A 16,298-nucleotide genomic window follows, 5' to 3' on the forward strand; every position below is an offset into this window, starting at 1 on the left:
AGGGAGGCAGGGGAGGCAGGGGGAGACAAGGGGGACAAGGAAAATAACAATTCCCAATTCCCAATGCCCAATTCCCAATGCACAATTCCCAATTCCCAATTCCCAATTCCCAATTCCCAATTCCCAATTCCCAATGCCAAAATAACTATTTAATATGGTTGACTATCTAATTTTCTTAGCAATTTCTACAGCACTTTTTGCTTTATTCGGACTGGGACTCAATTTACAGTGGGGCTTTACAGGGTTAATTAACTTTGGTCATATTGCTTTCATGACCCTTGGAGCATATACAACCGTATTGTTAAGTTTAAAGGGCGTGCCCCTATTGATATCAGCAATGGCTGGGGCAATTGTCGCCGCCTTGTTGGGTTTAATAATTGGTTTTGCAACTCTACGCTTACGGGAAGATTATCTAGGAATTGTCACCATTGGTACGGGCGAATTAATTCGTTTGGTGGTAAATAATCAGGAATTACCTGTGGGTGATACTTGGGTTTCTGGGGCATTTGGTGTACAAAGTTATCCGATACCCTTATCCACAGAGCTGAATTTGTTTGTCAAATTAGCGATGATTGGGTTGTTAACGCTACTAGCTGCTGTAACTTTTTTTACGTTATGGCAATGGATTCGTACTACCCAAATATCTCGGACTACTGATTTAGGCAAAAGGACAACTAGCAAGCAAGAATTTTTGTCGCGCTTGGTTGTGGGAATTATATTAGCAGTTTTGGCAACAGCAATTTATATTTCTGGGGTAATTGGACTGTATAATTACAACCCAAAAGCGGGTTTGATGCTGGTGTTGCTGTTGGTTTTAGCACTTGTATACTGGCGCTTAGAAATTTTGGTGCGATCGCCTTGGGGTAGAATTCTCAAAGCCATCCGTGAAGATGAAGAAATTCCCAAGGCGCTGGGAAAAAATGTTTTTTGGTATAAATTACAATCTCTCATGTTAGGGGGTGCGATCGCAGGTATCGCTGGTGCTTTCTTTGCTTGGCAACTCAGCGCCATTTACCCTGATAATTTTCAACCGCAGATCACCTTTGACACTTGGATCATGGTGATCTTAGGCGGTTCTGGAAATAACGTTGGCACAATCTTGGGTGCGGTAATTTTCTTTGCTTACGATGCGCTAACACGAGAAGTCTTACCTAGAATCGTCCCCCTTGATGAAGCACGTTTGGGTGCATTTAGAATCATGATAATCGGATTAATTTTGATGATACTGATGATTTGGCGACCTCAAGGTATTCTAGGGAAAAAGGAGGAACTTACTCTTGGTAAATAACCAGTCACCGCCACTTCCCCTTTTGGTAGCCACTGGACTTTCTAAAAGTTTTGGTGGTGTCAAAGCAGTTAATGAGGCGAAAATCGAAGTTGCTAAAGGCAGCATTACAGGCTTGATTGGCCCCAATGGTGCTGGTAAAACTACTTTATTTAACTTACTGTCAAATTTTATCCGCCCAGATAAGGGACGAGTGATTTTTGACGGCGAACCGATTCACAGTTTACAACCATATCAAATTGCCCAGCAGGGAGTAATCCGCACCTTTCAGGTTGCACGGACTCTATCGCGGTTGTCGGTGTTAGAAAATATGCTGCTGGCGGCGCAAAAACAAACTGGTGAAAATTTTTGGCAAGTGCAATTGCAGCCGCACGTTGTCGCTAAGGAAGAAAAGGAACTCGAAGAACGGGCAATGTTCCTATTAGAATCCGTAGGGTTGGCAAAAAAAGCACACGATTATGCTGGTTGCTTATCTGGTGGACAGCGTAAGCTGCTGGAGATGGGACGGGCGCTCATGACTAATCCCAAGTTAATTTTGTTGGATGAACCGGCTGCTGGGGTAAATCCGAAACTGATTGATGATATTTGCGATCGCATTATCACTTGGAACCGCCAAGACGGAATGACCTTTTTGATTATTGAACACAATATGGATGTGATTATGTCCTTGTGCGATCGTGTTTGGGTACTTGCCGAAGGGCAGAATTTGGCTGATGGTACACCCGCAGAAATTCAAAGCAATCCCAAAGTTCTAGAAGCTTATTTGGGAAAATGATTTATCAAATGTTTTGGACAATAAATTTCTCTTTACGGATTTGTTATATGTTCTTTTTGCCTCTGTGGTTAAATAAATTAATTTTTTAAACCGCAGAGGCACAGAGAACGCTGAGAAAAAATAAGAGATTTTACAAGTCGCCCTAAAAGCGGTTGTCATACATATTTTATTATGAAAGCCATAAATACCCGATTTATCAAATCAGTCGGGTACCTTGCTGATTGCAGTTATATTTTAGGATTATTCGGGAATATTAAGCTATGAGAGCTTAGACACAAAATCGAGTTTTGGATATTTATTTATGAAAAAGATTGCTGAGTCAATGATCATCGGTGTCATCCTCCTTGGACTTTGCAGTTGCAACTCAGTTAAAACAACGGAACTGAAAGATTCTAATCCAGTTACCAGCCAAACTGATGCTCAAGGCCCAAAGCTCATCAAAATTGGTAGTTCTAGTTCAACAGTAACTGTTTTAAAACTTTTAGCAAAAGGCTATGAATCCCAAAATAAAACTGTCAAAATTGAGTTTATCTCCAATAGCCAATCTGAAGGTGCGATCGCAGCCCTAAACAACAATATTATTGATATTGCTGGTAGCAGTAAACAACTAAAACCAGAAGAAAATAACGGTAAAATTGAATATCGTGAACTTGCACAAGATTTGCTAATTGTCGCCAACCACAAGAGTGTTAAAGGTGTTAAAAACTTATCAACCAAGCAATTAAAAGCAATTTACAAAGGTGATATCACTAATTGGCGAGAATTAGGCGGCGCTGATGCAAACATTGTAGTATTAGATAGGCCCGAAGACGAATCAGCAAAAAAGTTATTGCGAAAATATTATTTGGGAGGAGATAAGACTACAAATAAAGCCGTGATTTTAAACAAAGAGGGTGAATTGATCGAAACCTTACAAAGTACTCCTAATTCCATCGGTGCTTTTTCTTTGGCTTATTCTCTCATCAATCAATTACCTGTCAATCACCTCAGTCTCAATGGTGTTGCTCCCAAATCGCAAAACTTTAGCAGTGGGCAATATAAAATGGTGCGTCATATAGGTATTCTCTGGAACAAAGCACCTTCAGCAGCTACTCAGAATTTTATTGATTTTATCTTCAGCAAAGAAGGGGAACAACTACTACAAAATAATGGCTTTGTCCCTGCCAAATAAATTGAACATGCCATGCAGAGATTTTTCAGGGGGCTGAGACTCAGCCAAAAAATTGTTCTACCGATACTTGCAGTTTGTCTCAGCGTATTCCTGTTTGGCTTAGTAGTACTAGGAAATTGGTTTACCGATAGTTTGGAGCAGAATTTTCGCCAAGAGGTCGAAAGTTTTTCTGAACGAGTTTATCAGGATTTTCAGTATGAACAGCAAACTCTAGAAACTAAAATAGAACTGATTGCTAATCGAGATATGCTGAGTCAGGCTGTAAAACAGCGCGATCAAAGTTTGCTTTTGCAAACATTACTACCACTTAAATCTATTTTGAAATTGGATTGGATTAAGGTAATTGATACTCAGGGTAATATCCTTGTAGATTTACGAAATAATTCTTTGAATCAAGCCAAGTTCTCAGACAAGGTAGTTACCAGTACTGCAATTAAAGGAGCGTATTTATTCGATTTGGTAGATGTAAAAGGTGAAGGTGAGCAACAAGTTCTCGAAGTAGTAACCAGTGGAATCAAATCATCAGCAGGACTCTTGGGAGGAATTATTATTGGCAACTTAGTAGACGGCAGTCTACTACAAAAGATTGCTGCTGGTTCCTCTAAACATCTGATCATCCACAGAGAAAATCGTGTATTTGCTGAAACCTTATTGAGAGTAAGCAAGAGTGTAAATTGGCAACTTCCTGCTCCTGATTTGTCTCCTAAACGAATCGCTATTGATAACAAAAACTATTTAGCTAAAACTATCATATTTTCAGGAGTAAGCCAGTCTTTAAAAGCAACAGTTTTGTATCCTATCTCACTGCTAGAGGTTGAACAACGAAAGTTATGGAAATATTTGGGATTGTTGTTTTTGCTGGGAAGCAGTATTGTAGCAGTTATTGGGTTATTAATTGCGCGAACAATTACTCGTCACCTAAAAGCTGTGACACAGGTAGCACAACGAGTTACCCAAGAATCTAATTTTGATCTCCAAGCTCCCGTAAATACTGAAGATGAGATTGGGATTTTAGCCATTTCTTTTAACCAATTAATTCAACAGGTAAAGCGATTGTTGGCAGAGCAATATGAAACGAATCAAAAGCTAGAGTCTTACAGCCAAACATTAGAAGAGAAAATAGAAGAACGAACGCAAGCAATGCGACAAAAAAATATCGTTCTCAAGGAAACTTTACAAGAACTTAGGCTTACCCAATCCCAATTAATCCAAAATGAAAAAATGTCTTCTTTGGGGCAGTTGGTTGCTGGTATTGCTCATGAAATCAACAACCCAGTTAATTTTATCTATGGCAATCTAAAGTACACTGATGATTACACTCAACAGTTGTTGGGGTTACTTCAACTTTATCAAAAACATTATCCCTATCCAGAACCAGAAATTCAAAATGCTAAAGAAGAAGCTGATATTGAATATTTAACAGAAGATTTGCCTAAAATGTTGACTTCCATGAAAGTTGGAGCCAGTCGCATTCGAGAAATTGTCCTCAGTTTACGAATCTTCTCTCGTTTGGATGAAGCCGAGTTTAAAACTGCTGATATTCATGAAGGGATTGACAGCACACTGTTGATTTTACAACACCGGATCAAATCCCAAAGCGCTCGTCCTCAAATTACCGTGATAAAAGAGTATGGTGACATCCCTAAAATTCAGTGCTTTGCAGGACAATTAAATCAGGTATTTATGAATATATTGGCAAATGGCATTGATGCTTTAGAAGAGGCTTTTGCAAAGGGGCTTTGTCCAGAACCGATAATTCGTATTTCTTCAGTCCAGGTGAATGAAAATGTAGTTGTTAATATTGCTGATAATGGCACAGGCATTCCAGAAGCAATCCAGCCTCGTCTATTTGACCCCTTTTTCACTACAAAACCAGTTGGCAAAGGTACTGGTATGGGATTGTCAATTAGCTACCAGATAATTACTGAAAAACACGGTGGCTCGCTAAAGTGCATTTCATCACCAGGAGAGGGTACAGAGTTCATAATTACAATCCCAGTTCGATAGATGATTTGGCACAATAGTTCTATAAAGATTTAAATTGCTCTGGTTGTATAACTAACTTCTAATTAAATAGATATCTAATTAAAAAGTTCAAATCCCCAAGTTCTTTGAGAAGTTGGGGATTTTGTTGTTAAATTTAACTAAACTGCTCCCCTGCATCCAGGTTGAATAGCATTTGCAGAGTTTGCATACAGCGCCGTCTAGCTTCAACATCTTGCTGCGATCGCAATTGCACCATCGGGTCATGTAAAATTTTATTGACAATTCCCCGCGTTAATGCTTCAATCACCTCTTGATGTTTTTCGGCGAATTCCGAACCCAATCTCGACAAAGCTTTTTCTAACTCTTGTTCGCGGATGGTTTCGACTTTATTTCGCAGACAGCTAATAGTGGTAACAGTTTCTAAACTGCGCCACCAAATATCAAAGGCTTCCACTTCTTCTTCTAAAAGTTTCTCTGCTTCCTGTGCAATCTTGCGACGGCTTTCGTAGTTTTGCGCTACTACAGCCTTCAAATCATCCACATTAAACGCTTGCACATTTTCCAATTCATTTACATCCGCATGAACATTACGCGGCACAGAAATATCAAATAACATTAAAGAGCGCTGAACTTCTAAAACCATTTCCAATTTGGCACGGTCAAGTATTGGCTCTGTTGCCGAAGTACTTGTAAACACCAAATCACTATCGGCAATTACGTTCATCATTTCCGATAGTGGATGAATTTTGATCGGTTGTTGAGGGAACAGCTTTGCTAATTCCTCGGCACGTTCACGAGAGCGATTTACAATACTAATTTCCACAGCACCTTTAGAAATTAGATGTTGCACCAGCAGGCGTGACATTTTGCCAGCACCCAGAATTACCACTCGACAAGCGGCTAAATTTGCCACTTTTATCTGTGCTAATTCCACAGCTGCCGAACTAATAGAGACAGCGCCAGTACCAATACTAGTTTCAGTCCTAACCCGCTTACCTGCTGTCAGCGCTTGTTTAAATAATCGATTCAAAATGGTTTTTATACCGCTATATTGCTGTCCCAGTTTGTGAGTTGTTTTCACCTGAGCCAGAATTTGACCTTCTCCGAGTACCAGACTATCTAAACCACCTGCTACTCGCATAACGTGCATGACTGCATCATCATGTAGCAACATAAATAGGTGCTGTCGCAGAGAAAGAACGGGCAATTTACTGTATTCCGCAAGAAACTGAGTTATTTCTCGGATACCTTGGTCTGCTTCACTGGTAACAATATAAATTTCTAGACGGTTACAAGTGCTAAGAATTGCAACTTCATCAATATGAGGATAGCTGGCCAGTTGAGCGATCGCACTTTCAATTTGTGGTTCTGGAATGCTCAGTTTTTCCCGGACTTCTACTGGGGCTGTTTTATGGCTTAACCCCACCACTGCTATATTCATTTGCTAAATCGTAGTTACTAGTTGGTAGTTGAAAATAGGGCATTGAGTGAGAATAGGGAATGGGGAATTTTTGTTTATTGGTTGGTAGTTATCCCCAGCAACAAACAACTATTAATCACTAACTACTAACTACTAACTACTGCAAAGGTGAAGCATTTGGTTGACTATTTTTCCCTTATATAGAAAGATTTATCTCCAAATGCTTCGCCCCTACTTTTACCATTCCCCATTCCCTAAAAATTAGTTCAGTTGGAGAGTCTTAGGTTCACCAAACATGTGAATTGTATCAACAAATCGAGCAGTTTTCGACTGGTTGGAAATTACCAAGCTTTGAGTTCTGGCTCCGCCGTGGAAGAAACGTACACCATTCATCAGATTACCACTGGTAATACCGCAAGCAGCGAACAGAACAGTTTGACCAGATGCCAATTCATGAGCATCATAGACCTTATCGGGGTCATTGATATTCATAGACTTTAAGCGATCGATGTTGGCTTCTCTGCTTTCTCCAATCAGACCTGTTTTTACGACTGCTGGATCGTAAATCAGTTGACCTTGGAAGTGTCCACCCAAAGCACGCATTGCTGCTGCTGAGATTACACCTTCAGGAGCCGCACCAATACCCATCAGCGCGTGGATATTAGTTCCAGCAAAACCGCAGCTTACAGCTGCACCCACATCACCGTCTGAAATTAGGGCGACTCTCGCTCCAGCCTCACGGATTTCTTTAATTAAATCGTTGTGGCGTTCGCGCTTCATGACTACGATCACAAGTTCTTCAATAGAACGCTCTAGACACTCAGCGAGAATCTTCAGGTTTTCTGTTGCTGACTTGTTGATGTCTACCTTGCCCTTAGCTGCGGGAGGTGCTGCTAACTTCTTCATGTAAAAGTCAGGAGCAGCAAATAATCCACCCTTTTCAGAAATTGCCAACACAGCCATCGAACCAGGTTGTCCATAAGCTACCAAGTTCGTACCTTCACAGGGGTCAACGGCGATGTCAATTTCAACTAGTTCATCAGGGTTACAGAGAGCTTCGGCATTTGGTTGAGTACAAATACCAACTTCTTCCCCGATGTATAACATAGGTGCGTTGTCGCGTTCACCTTCCCCAATCACAATGCGACCGCGCATATAGATTTTATTCATCCGCTCCCGCATAGCTTCCACTGCTACTTGGTCAGCAATGTCTTTTTCGCCTTTGCCCATCCATTTCGAGGAAGCGATCGCGGCTTGCTCTACTACTTCAATAATCTCTAACCCAAGTGTATTTTCCACAGAGTCTGCCCTCTCAACTGCTTGAATTTCCGCCGCTTTATCTGGCCATTTCAGTTTTCAAGTCTACCAAAGGGCGGATACACGTGGAAGAAAGTTAAGTTTTACTGCTAACTGGTTACAAAAGTGCCAGTTAACACATCCTCATTTTTTACTCCTAACTACTCCAGTATAAAGCGTGTTCAAAACTAACTAAGTTAAGAACTTGCACAAATGGGTAGCAGTTTATGTATACAACATTGCTTTTCTTCAGTGTTTATCTTTAGGTATAAAATAATAAAGGAAAAAAAGCTGGTAAATTCACTCAAAATCGAAAAACGAGGCTGAGAGTAAATAAGAGGTGAATCGTGTTTATCGACTACATCACACTCATGTTGATCAATATGGTAGCTGGGTTATTTCTACTAGCTGACTATGTGTATCGTGGTATAGATAATTCTAATCAAAGACAGTGGATTCCGGGATTTGGAATTACGGGTGCGATCGCACTCACAACTGGTTTACACATGAGCTTTACCTGGCCAGTTATTGGTAGCTTTAACATTGCCTTTGGTGAGACAAGTGTCCTATTTGGAATCTTGTTTGTTGCAGCAGCGATCGCACTTGCTCAAGGTTGGGATTTATTGACAATAGCAATTTACGGCTTCTTTGCTGGTGCAGTTGCGATCATAGTGGGTATCCGGATCATCAACTTGAATATGACAAAGCAACCGCTTCTATCGGGAATCGGCTTTATTTTAACTGGTTTAGGTGGTATTTTTGCAGCGCCAACCCTTTACTGGAAACCCAACCGAACCTGGCGGTTAATTGGCGTAGCAGTGCTAATAGTAGCCGCTCTAATTTGGGCATTGACTGGATATTTGTCTTACTGGAATCATTTAGAAGGTTTCCAAAAGTGGGTTCCAGCGCCGATGCGGTAAGCAATGATCTAGGCTAGAGACATAGTTAAAACCTTGCTTAAAAAATATGCTGGACTTTCTTAATCCCCTATTAAATCGCCATCCAGAGCGAGTCAAAGCCAACGTCGAACTTTACACCTGGCAAACCTGTCCTTACTGCATTCGTGCCAAAATACTGCTGTGGTGGAAAGGCGTAAATTTTACCGAATATAAAATCGACGGCGACGAAGCAGCCAGAGCTAAAATGGCAGAACGCGCTAACGGAAAACGTACCGTACCGCAAATTTTCATTAATAACCAGCACATTGGCGGCTGCGATGACCTCTATCAGCTAGACACACGAAGCCAACTCGATCCTCTTTTGGCCCAAGTCGCTATTTAGAAATCAAATTAGCCCCAACCGTAGGGGCACACAGCAGCAGTGCATTGGTATTAACTTAAGCCAAAGCGAATGGAATAGAGCCTCCGGCACGCTACGCGAACGCGGCTATACAAACGTACCCATTGGCCAATCCATAGGGTAGACTGCCTCCTCGAACTAACGGGAAATTAAGGCTTTTTAACCCACTTCTGTGGGTTTTGTTTGTCTAGACGCGGTTTCTAACTACCCATTTCTTGTTAGATTATCTTGCCCGTCCAAAGGCGAGCATAATTTTAAAATTTTTATATTGATAAGAATATGCTAACTAAATACACAGAATATCTTATACATCAACAATGGATGAATTGTGCCTTAGAATTAGCAAAAGCAGCCGGTGATGCAGGTGAGGTTCCCGTAGGTGCTGTTATCATTGATTCAACAGGCAAATTGCTGGCACAAGGAGAAAACAGAAAAGAACGCGACAAAGACCCTACCGCCCATGCGGAAATTCTCGCTCTCAAGACAGCTGCAACAACTTTACAAAATTGGCATCTTAATGAATGTACCCTCTACGTAACTCTTGAACCGTGTCCGATGTGTGCAGGTGCTATTTTGCAAGCGCGTGTCGGACAACTTGTATATGGAGTAGACGATACAAAAACTGGCGCAATACGTACAGTTATTAACATACCCGATAGTGCTGCTTCTAATCACCGTCTCCAAGTCATTGGAGGCATTCTAGAGTCAGCTTGTCGTCAACAATTACAGGCTTGGTTTGCTACTAGGCGGCGTAAGGTAAACTAACGGACAGAGGTAAAACTGTCCATCTAGTACGACACAAGTCACGCAAGAGAATCTACGGTGTAACTAATCAGGCTTTTCGTTAAATTTTTACCCGTCAATCAGCTGCATCCGTCATGATGGAATTTTACTCTTCATCCGATCCCTGCCAGCGCCCACCAGCAAATCATCAGGTAGCTGGTACTACTTCAAGGGTTTCTCCTTGGTTAAGTCCTCTGGCATATTTATTAGGCCGTCACTGCCTATTACCATTATTCTTTGGACAAATTAGAATAACCGGACAAAAAAATATCCCTACAACTGGGCCTGTGATTCTTGCGCCTACACATCGGGCGCGTTGGGATGCATTACTTGTACCCTACGCTACTGCTGATTGTCGGAGAGAACAAGACCTGCGGTTTATGGTGACAATTGACGAATGCCAAGGTTTGCAAGGCTGGTTTGTTAAACGTTTGGGGGGGTTTCCTGTAAATTCTAAGCATCCGTCAATCCGCACACTGCGACATGGAGTTGAGCTACTTCAGCAGGAAAAAACCCTGGTTATCTTTCCAGAAGGTAATATTTTTCGTGATGGCCAAGTTCACCAGTTAAAGCCGGGAATTGCTCGTCTTGCTTTAAGTGCTGAATCTAGTCATTCTGGGCTGGGAGTGAAAATTATACCCATAGGTGTTAATTACAGCCAACCTTATCCAAATTGGGGTACAGATGTCAGTATTGACATTGGCTCCCCAATCAGAGTAGCGGATTACATGAGTGGTTGTATAAAACACGATGCCAAAAGCATCACAACTGATTTAGGAAAGGCACTGCAACAATTAAGTCATCAAGAAACAAAAATTACTAATCACGCATTTGCAGAAATTACTAACTCTTGATCTTGTCAAAAGGCAAAAGTTCCAATACTGCCTCTTAAACCCTGACCGTGCATGATTAAGAAACTGCACGTTTTCAATGTTTGACACTAATTGCTAACTAGCTATATCCATCCTGAATTAAGCCATTAAAGATTTAGTGCTATTTTGCAAGCTTTGAGGATGTATACATATATAGATTACTCCCTATTGACAGGATATTTAGCCAAATTGGCATTTTTTTGAGTAAATAGCTAATAATTGTCTGCAAACTACTGAATTGCTTTAGAAGAAACATTTTTGCTACTTCAGTTAGATAGTTACAAGGTAGTTGCGAGTAAACCGATGATTGGAAATCAGAGTAATTAACGTGTTAACCCAGCCCACCGTAGTATCGCTCATCACGAAGATTTAAGTTAGTTACTATACAAGGGCAATGGGAACTCTATTAAAGCGATTTTCAGTCCTAAATCAGAGATACTTAGGATGTAACTTTGCTTTGTCCAAGACCAAAACAGAGTTAAGATACCCGAAGTTTCCATAACTTTTTATATAGTTGTCGCACTAATTGATCCCATGAACACTGCTGCCGCTGTTACCTTGATGCACCGTACCCTTTTATCAGTCATAGCAGTCCTCAGCCTGCTATCACCTGTGAATGCTCAGGTATCACAGTCACCAGGCACTAATAGCCCACAACCAATTGACCCCAACGATCCTAATAATCTGCGCCCCATAACCCAAAGTAACAGCCTTTTGAGCATTGCAGGTGGCGATCGCTTAGTAAAAGATGCAGAACAAGCTGTTTCTGCTCAAAACTACACCTTAGCTGCTAAAAAGCTACAAGAAGCACGTCAGGTTTATAATCAGCTATCTAATTTTTATCAAGAGTTAAATTCTAGCTTTTCGGGAATTGACAACAGAGTTTCTGATTCTCAACGTCAAAAAGCTCTATTAACAGCCCAAAAGCGGGATGAAGCCACTTTTCAGCTAGCATTGGTACATCGCGCCCAAAATCAGCCAGAATTAGCTGTGCCGTTGTTGGTTCAAATAATTAAGAGTCAAAACCCGACACGAGATTTAGGCAAGAAAGCTTATAAACAGTTGTTTGAGTTGGGTTTTGTTGATTCTCCCTATCCCAGAGAAGGTGGTACATCATCTTCCTCATCCCCAAAAAAATAAATTAAATTTTTGTTGCCTCTTTTTCCCATCTCCCTTATCTCCCTAACTAGTCGCTTGAGAACGCCCCAGTGCTAGGATAGAGCTATCCGCCGCAGCCCAAACCTGAGCGTTCTCAAAAATACACCTCAGAGGCTGGTTTATCTACAGCCTTGCCAAAACCTGAAGTTGGCACGGGCATTTACTCCATATCTGTTAATAATAGAAAAGTAAGTTTTTTCAGGAATTGCGATGATTAGTCCGCAGCAGGTTGAGGCAATGATCAAGGCGGAACTGCCAGACGCACAGGTTCAGGTGCAAGACTTGACTGGTGGCGGCGACCACTATCAAGTGACAGTAGTTTCATCGCACTTTTCAGGTAAAGGACTAGTGCAACAGCACCAGTTAGTTTATGGTGCGTTGGGTCAAGCTATGTCAACTGAAGCGATTCATGCCTTGGCGGTAAAAACGTACACTCCCGAAGCTTGGCAAGCTACAGCAAGTTCCTAAAGTTAGGAGTATTAGGAGTTAGGAGTTATAAAATTTTTAACTCCTGAATCATCATCGTTGAATGCAACATAGGAAACACAAATACCATGACACCAGAACTCAAAGAGAAAATTGATAACTTGCTAGAACAGAACAAAATTCTAGTTTTTATGAAGGGAAACAAGTTAATGCCCCAATGTGGTTTCTCCAACAATGTTGTGCAGATTCTCAATACCTTGGGAGTTCCCTTCGAGACGGTTGATGTTCTCTCAGACTCTGAAATCCGTCAAGGAATTAAAGAATACTCTAGCTGGCCGACAATTCCCCAAGTGTATATCAATGGTGAATTTGTTGGTGGTTCTGATATCTTGATTGAACTTTACCAAAAAGGTGAATTGCAGCAAAAGGTAGAAGTAGCACTAGCTTCCTAATCTCTCTAAGCAAATTAGAGAGAATGCGCTCAATTTGCGCTTCTTTATCTAGGCTATATGCCATTTTTAATGTCCTTGAGAGGAGAGACACTATTTATCTCCCTTTCAAGGTTTTTTAATAGGTTTTAGTCAACAATCCCCTCAGCCCTATATTGGCAAGACCAATATAGGGCTGAGGGGATGCGTTTAATCAATACAATATCTCCAAAATCTCACACCACGGCAACCCGTTGACCAATACAGATAATATGCTATAATCATCTGCGGTAATTAACGGTTACTATCAATGACCAACTAAACGGTACTTAGTAGTAATCTGGTTGTGGCTGTGGTTGCGGCACTGCAAAGTTTGACCCATCGTACAAGTAGCGGCTGGCTTCCTCTTCTAGACGATGAATCAGATAGGGTTCAATAACGTTGCTATGTCGCAGTGCGGCTAGATATCCATCCAAATACATCCGCATATCATCCGTGCGATAACCGCGATTCCATAACTCGACGAAGGCGTCGGTCAGTCTTTGGTAATAGCGGATGGTTTGTGTGTCTTGGAGCATAACTGCTGTATTAATCTCTTTGGAATGAGAATTGTAAATGATTCACGCTCAAATGTGAAGTGTAATTTCACTTTGGCATTAATTCAAAGTCAACACATCTACTTTGGGTACTACCCCTAGCAGCTACAAGCTACTTTCATCCTATTCCAGAAAACATCGATTCTAGTTATCTGCTCAGTTATTTGTCTGATTTTCATATTCAACGGCCCAATTGTATTGGTGTTATATTCCTGGATGAGGGCAGTAATTTTGCGGAGAAATCTACTTTTACCATCAGGTTGAAAAGCTGTTGTATTAACGTTTTGCTGATTGGTTATAGATATTCCCACATTACACCCATTAAAAGCAGAATGTTAAGCTACAAGAATTTTTGATACGTCTAACAACACTGCTGAGAAATTTAATAAAAATTTAATAATATTTCTAATCCCCTATCGGCAAGGCATAAATTAAAGATATTGCCACGTTTTTTATGAGGAAATGTAAAGCTAATAGCAGTTGAAGTAACAAAGGCTACAAAACCTTAGAGATGGGCTTGTTACTTTGAAAGTCATCAGACGCTAAGGGGTCTTGCCGCCGTGGGTTCGGTTTGTATAGAAATCATTGAGGGGAATCCCCATCTGAGGTCGTTGTTGGGTTGGCACTTGCAACAGCTAGAATACCGTGTTCATCAAGCTGCCAGTATTTATCAAGCAAGGGAAGTATTTTTAAGCCATCAACCAACACTGGTAGTATTGGATGCAGACTTGCCTGATGGTGATGGCATTGAGTTTTGTCGTTGGTTGCATCGTCAGCAGCAGCCTCTAATCTTAATGCTATCTGCTCGTAATAGTGAAGGTGATATCGTTGCAGGTTTAAAGGCGGGTGCAGATGATTACCTGAGTAAACCTTTTGGGATGCAAGAGTTTTTGGCACGGGTAGAGGCACTGATTCGCCGGAAACGCACACCTACTGCACCAGCTTATTTGGATTATGGCACTTTGCAAATAGATTTAGTCCAGCGCCGTGTCCGCTTCCAGGGGGAGTTTATCGACTTAACGCCCCAAGAGTTCAGTTTGTTGTACGTTTTGGCACAAGCTGGGGGAGTACCTTTGAGTAGGTCAGAATTACTGCGTCGTGCTTGGCCTGACGCTATTGATAACCCTCGTACCATTGATACTCATGTTTTATCGCTGCGGAAAAAGGTTGAACTTGATCCTCGCCAACCAAATTTGATTCAAACTATCCGCAATGTAGGATACCGTTTTAACATGGAAATTTTGAATACCAATATTTCACAATCACAAACAACAAAGTTAGCTAGAGAGAGATTTAATAATCAACGTTCAACACTTACTAGTAGTCAAGTGTAAATGGGGCATGGGGCATGGGGGAGTAAGAAAACGACTCCTGATTCCTGTCTCATCAAAAATTTAAAATCCAAAATCGTCTTGAGCTTCTGCTTGAATTAAGCTTTCTCGTAATTCAAGCCAGTCTATCTCAGAGACTGTTTGATTTGCGGATAAACGACCTTGTTCTAGGTGTAATAATCGAGTACAAAACATTTGGGCAAGTTCCAGTTGGTGATTTACCATCAGAATCGTGGTTTGATGAGTTTGACTCAACTGGTTTAAGACTTGCATGACATGGGAAGCTGTACCAGCATCAAGGGCAGAGGTTGGCTCGTCTAATAATAATATTTTAGGCTGGATGAGTAAGGCACGAGCGATCGCTATTAGTTGTCGTTGTCCAGCAGAAAGTTGTACCTCTGTTCGCCCTAACCATTCATTGGGAATATGCAGTTGTTCTGTCCAATCACTGATTCGTTGCTGAATTATCTGTTTGGGCAAACCACGCAAAACTAAAGGATAAGCCAAAGCTTGCCCAACTGTCATCCCCAGCAGCTTTGACTCTTGCAATACAAGTACAAGCATCTGGCGTAGCTGAATGACAGGAATTTGGCGATACTCTAGATTTTCTAGATAGATTTTGCCACTGGTGGGTTCAATTAGGCGGTTGATGAGGCGTAATAACGAAGTTTTACCAGCGCCTACTGACCCTACAATGGCAATACGTTCGCCCTGAAAAACCTCCAAGCCAATATCTTGCAATATGGGGTATCCCTGCTGATTGCCTGGAAGTTGGGTTTTCAGCTTTGTAAACAGATTAACTTGCTCTAGCCTGAGTGTTACCTTATTCAAGGGGAGTGAGGAGATAGGGGAGAAATAACCAATGCCCAATCTTAAGTTAATTGTGCAGTAGTTAAGGCTGTAGCGATCGCCCAGCCATCGACTAATAGTAACAGCAGTGTGAATCCTAGTAAAATCAGGTACATCCACGGCTGTGCTAAAGGACGAACATCTGTAGTATCAATGCCCGTCTTTGCTTGGACAATTTGCACGAAACGGGCAAATCCAGCTACACGCATTGGTAGTAAATAAGCTTTCCCATCCTGACTGAGGAAGTAATAAACTAGCCCTCCTTGACCAGTGGTGCGGGGTTTTAACTCTTTCACCTCTGACCAAGGTAAAAACCAGCCTTTACGAAAAAATCGAGGCACCCAGGCAGGGTAAGTAACCTGAATTCCCTGGTCATCTACCACTACTTGTTCAGTCAATACCGCATACAAGGCAACAAAGCCGATGCTAATCCCTATCCACAAAAATCCTGGGGATACGGGTGCGGCTGTTACCTGCGATAAAAAGGGTAATGGGGCTGTGAGTGCTATGTATAGACTCAGCAGCGTTATCCGAATTAAAGGAGACAGACGAAAAATAGAAACTGAGATATTGGCTGAGTTTGCTGTCACGGCTTAATTACAATGCTTTTCTTCATTGTAGGG

Annotated in this window: 17 protein-coding genes; 12 read left to right on the plus strand and 5 right to left on the minus strand. The window is 41.4% G+C overall.

Features of this window, described 5'->3' with window-relative positions; genetic code table 11:
* Positions 1-154: 154 nt before the first annotated feature.
* From GNF10_RS09850 to GNF10_RS09865, 4 genes are all read left to right on the plus strand, one after another.
* Positions 155-1,288, plus strand: a complete 1,134-nt coding sequence (locus GNF10_RS09850) for a branched-chain amino acid ABC transporter permease (protein ID WP_185581298.1) — start codon at positions 155-157, stop codon at positions 1,286-1,288.
* Complete coding sequence (locus GNF10_RS09855; protein ID WP_185581299.1) at positions 1,278-2,060, plus strand: ABC transporter ATP-binding protein; 783 nt, start codon at positions 1,278-1,280, stop codon at positions 2,058-2,060. Before GNF10_RS09850 ends, GNF10_RS09855 begins: the two co-directional genes overlap by 11 nt.
* Before the next feature lie 301 nt (positions 2,061-2,361).
* Positions 2,362-3,231 (plus strand): substrate-binding domain-containing protein, encoded by an 870-nt coding sequence (locus GNF10_RS09860; protein ID WP_185581300.1) that lies wholly within the window; start codon positions 2,362-2,364, stop codon positions 3,229-3,231.
* 12 nt (positions 3,232-3,243) lie between these two features.
* Complete coding sequence (locus GNF10_RS09865) at positions 3,244-5,238, plus strand: ATP-binding protein (protein WP_185581301.1); 1,995 nt, start codon at positions 3,244-3,246, stop codon at positions 5,236-5,238.
* A 133-nt stretch (positions 5,239-5,371) separates the two neighbouring features.
* Here GNF10_RS09865 and GNF10_RS09870 read toward each other — a convergent pair whose 3' ends face one another.
* Together GNF10_RS09870 and glpX are read right to left on the minus strand one after the other, a co-directional pair.
* On the minus strand, positions 5,372-6,658 hold the full coding sequence (locus tag GNF10_RS09870; protein WP_185581302.1) for a glutamyl-tRNA reductase: 1,287 nt from the start codon (positions 6,656-6,658) through the stop codon (positions 5,372-5,374).
* A 240-nt stretch (positions 6,659-6,898) separates the two neighbouring features.
* Positions 6,899-7,936, minus strand: coding sequence for a class II fructose-bisphosphatase (gene glpX / locus GNF10_RS09875; protein ID WP_185581303.1), 1,038 nt, complete (start codon positions 7,934-7,936; stop codon positions 6,899-6,901).
* A gap of 344 nt (positions 7,937-8,280) precedes the next feature.
* Here glpX and GNF10_RS09880 point away from each other — a divergent pair, with 344 nt between their 5' ends.
* From GNF10_RS09880 to grxD, 7 genes are all read left to right on the plus strand, one after another.
* Positions 8,281-8,853, plus strand: coding sequence for a DUF981 family protein (locus tag GNF10_RS09880; protein WP_185581304.1), 573 nt, complete (start codon positions 8,281-8,283; stop codon positions 8,851-8,853).
* Between the two features lie 46 nt (positions 8,854-8,899).
* Positions 8,900-9,214, plus strand: a complete 315-nt coding sequence (gene grxC, locus GNF10_RS09885) for a glutaredoxin 3 (RefSeq protein ID WP_185581305.1) — start codon at positions 8,900-8,902, stop codon at positions 9,212-9,214.
* Between the two features lie 297 nt (positions 9,215-9,511).
* Positions 9,512-9,997 carry a tRNA adenosine(34) deaminase TadA gene (tadA, locus tag GNF10_RS09890; RefSeq protein ID WP_185581306.1) on the plus strand — a complete coding sequence of 162 codons (486 nt, stop codon included), beginning with the start codon at positions 9,512-9,514 and terminating at the stop codon, positions 9,995-9,997.
* A gap of 113 nt (positions 9,998-10,110) precedes the next feature.
* Positions 10,111-10,869, plus strand: coding sequence for a 1-acyl-sn-glycerol-3-phosphate acyltransferase (locus GNF10_RS09895; protein ID WP_185581307.1), 759 nt, complete (start codon positions 10,111-10,113; stop codon positions 10,867-10,869).
* 552 nt (positions 10,870-11,421) lie between these two features.
* Positions 11,422-12,027 (plus strand): hypothetical protein, encoded by a 606-nt coding sequence (locus GNF10_RS09900; RefSeq protein ID WP_185581308.1) that lies wholly within the window; start codon positions 11,422-11,424, stop codon positions 12,025-12,027.
* A gap of 228 nt (positions 12,028-12,255) precedes the next feature.
* The gene (locus GNF10_RS09905; RefSeq protein ID WP_185581309.1) at positions 12,256-12,513 is read left to right on the plus strand and encodes a BolA family protein; all 258 of its coding nucleotides are present in this window, start codon (positions 12,256-12,258) and stop codon (positions 12,511-12,513) included.
* Positions 12,514-12,599: 86 nt separating this feature from the next.
* A complete protein-coding gene (gene grxD, locus GNF10_RS09910; protein WP_185581310.1) occupies positions 12,600-12,923 on the plus strand; it encodes a Grx4 family monothiol glutaredoxin in 324 nt (107 codons plus the stop codon).
* 305 nt (positions 12,924-13,228) lie between these two features.
* Here the strand turns inward: grxD and GNF10_RS09915 are convergent, their stop codons facing one another.
* On the minus strand, positions 13,229-13,477 hold the full coding sequence (locus tag GNF10_RS09915) for a DUF6761 family protein (RefSeq protein ID WP_012410260.1): 249 nt from the start codon (positions 13,475-13,477) through the stop codon (positions 13,229-13,231).
* 578 nt (positions 13,478-14,055) lie between these two features.
* On the opposite strand from GNF10_RS09915, the gene GNF10_RS09920 reads away from it, so the two are divergent.
* Entirely contained in the window at positions 14,056-14,829 is a 774-nt protein-coding gene (locus GNF10_RS09920) for a response regulator transcription factor (RefSeq protein ID WP_012410259.1), read from the plus strand.
* 60 nt (positions 14,830-14,889) lie between these two features.
* Here GNF10_RS09920 and GNF10_RS09925 read toward each other — a convergent pair whose 3' ends face one another.
* Together GNF10_RS09925 and GNF10_RS09930 are read right to left on the minus strand one after the other, a co-directional pair.
* Positions 14,890-15,672, minus strand: a complete 783-nt coding sequence (locus GNF10_RS09925; RefSeq protein WP_185581314.1) for an ATP-binding cassette domain-containing protein — start codon at positions 15,670-15,672, stop codon at positions 14,890-14,892.
* A gap of 26 nt (positions 15,673-15,698) precedes the next feature.
* On the minus strand, positions 15,699-16,265 hold the full coding sequence (locus GNF10_RS09930; protein WP_185581311.1) for a hypothetical protein: 567 nt from the start codon (positions 16,263-16,265) through the stop codon (positions 15,699-15,701).
* Positions 16,266-16,298 lie beyond the last annotated feature (33 nt).

Origin of the sequence: Nostoc sp. UCD121, assembly GCF_014222285.1 — a bacterium.
In the GTDB taxonomy this organism is placed as follows: domain Bacteria; phylum Cyanobacteriota; class Cyanobacteriia; order Cyanobacteriales; family Nostocaceae; genus Nostoc.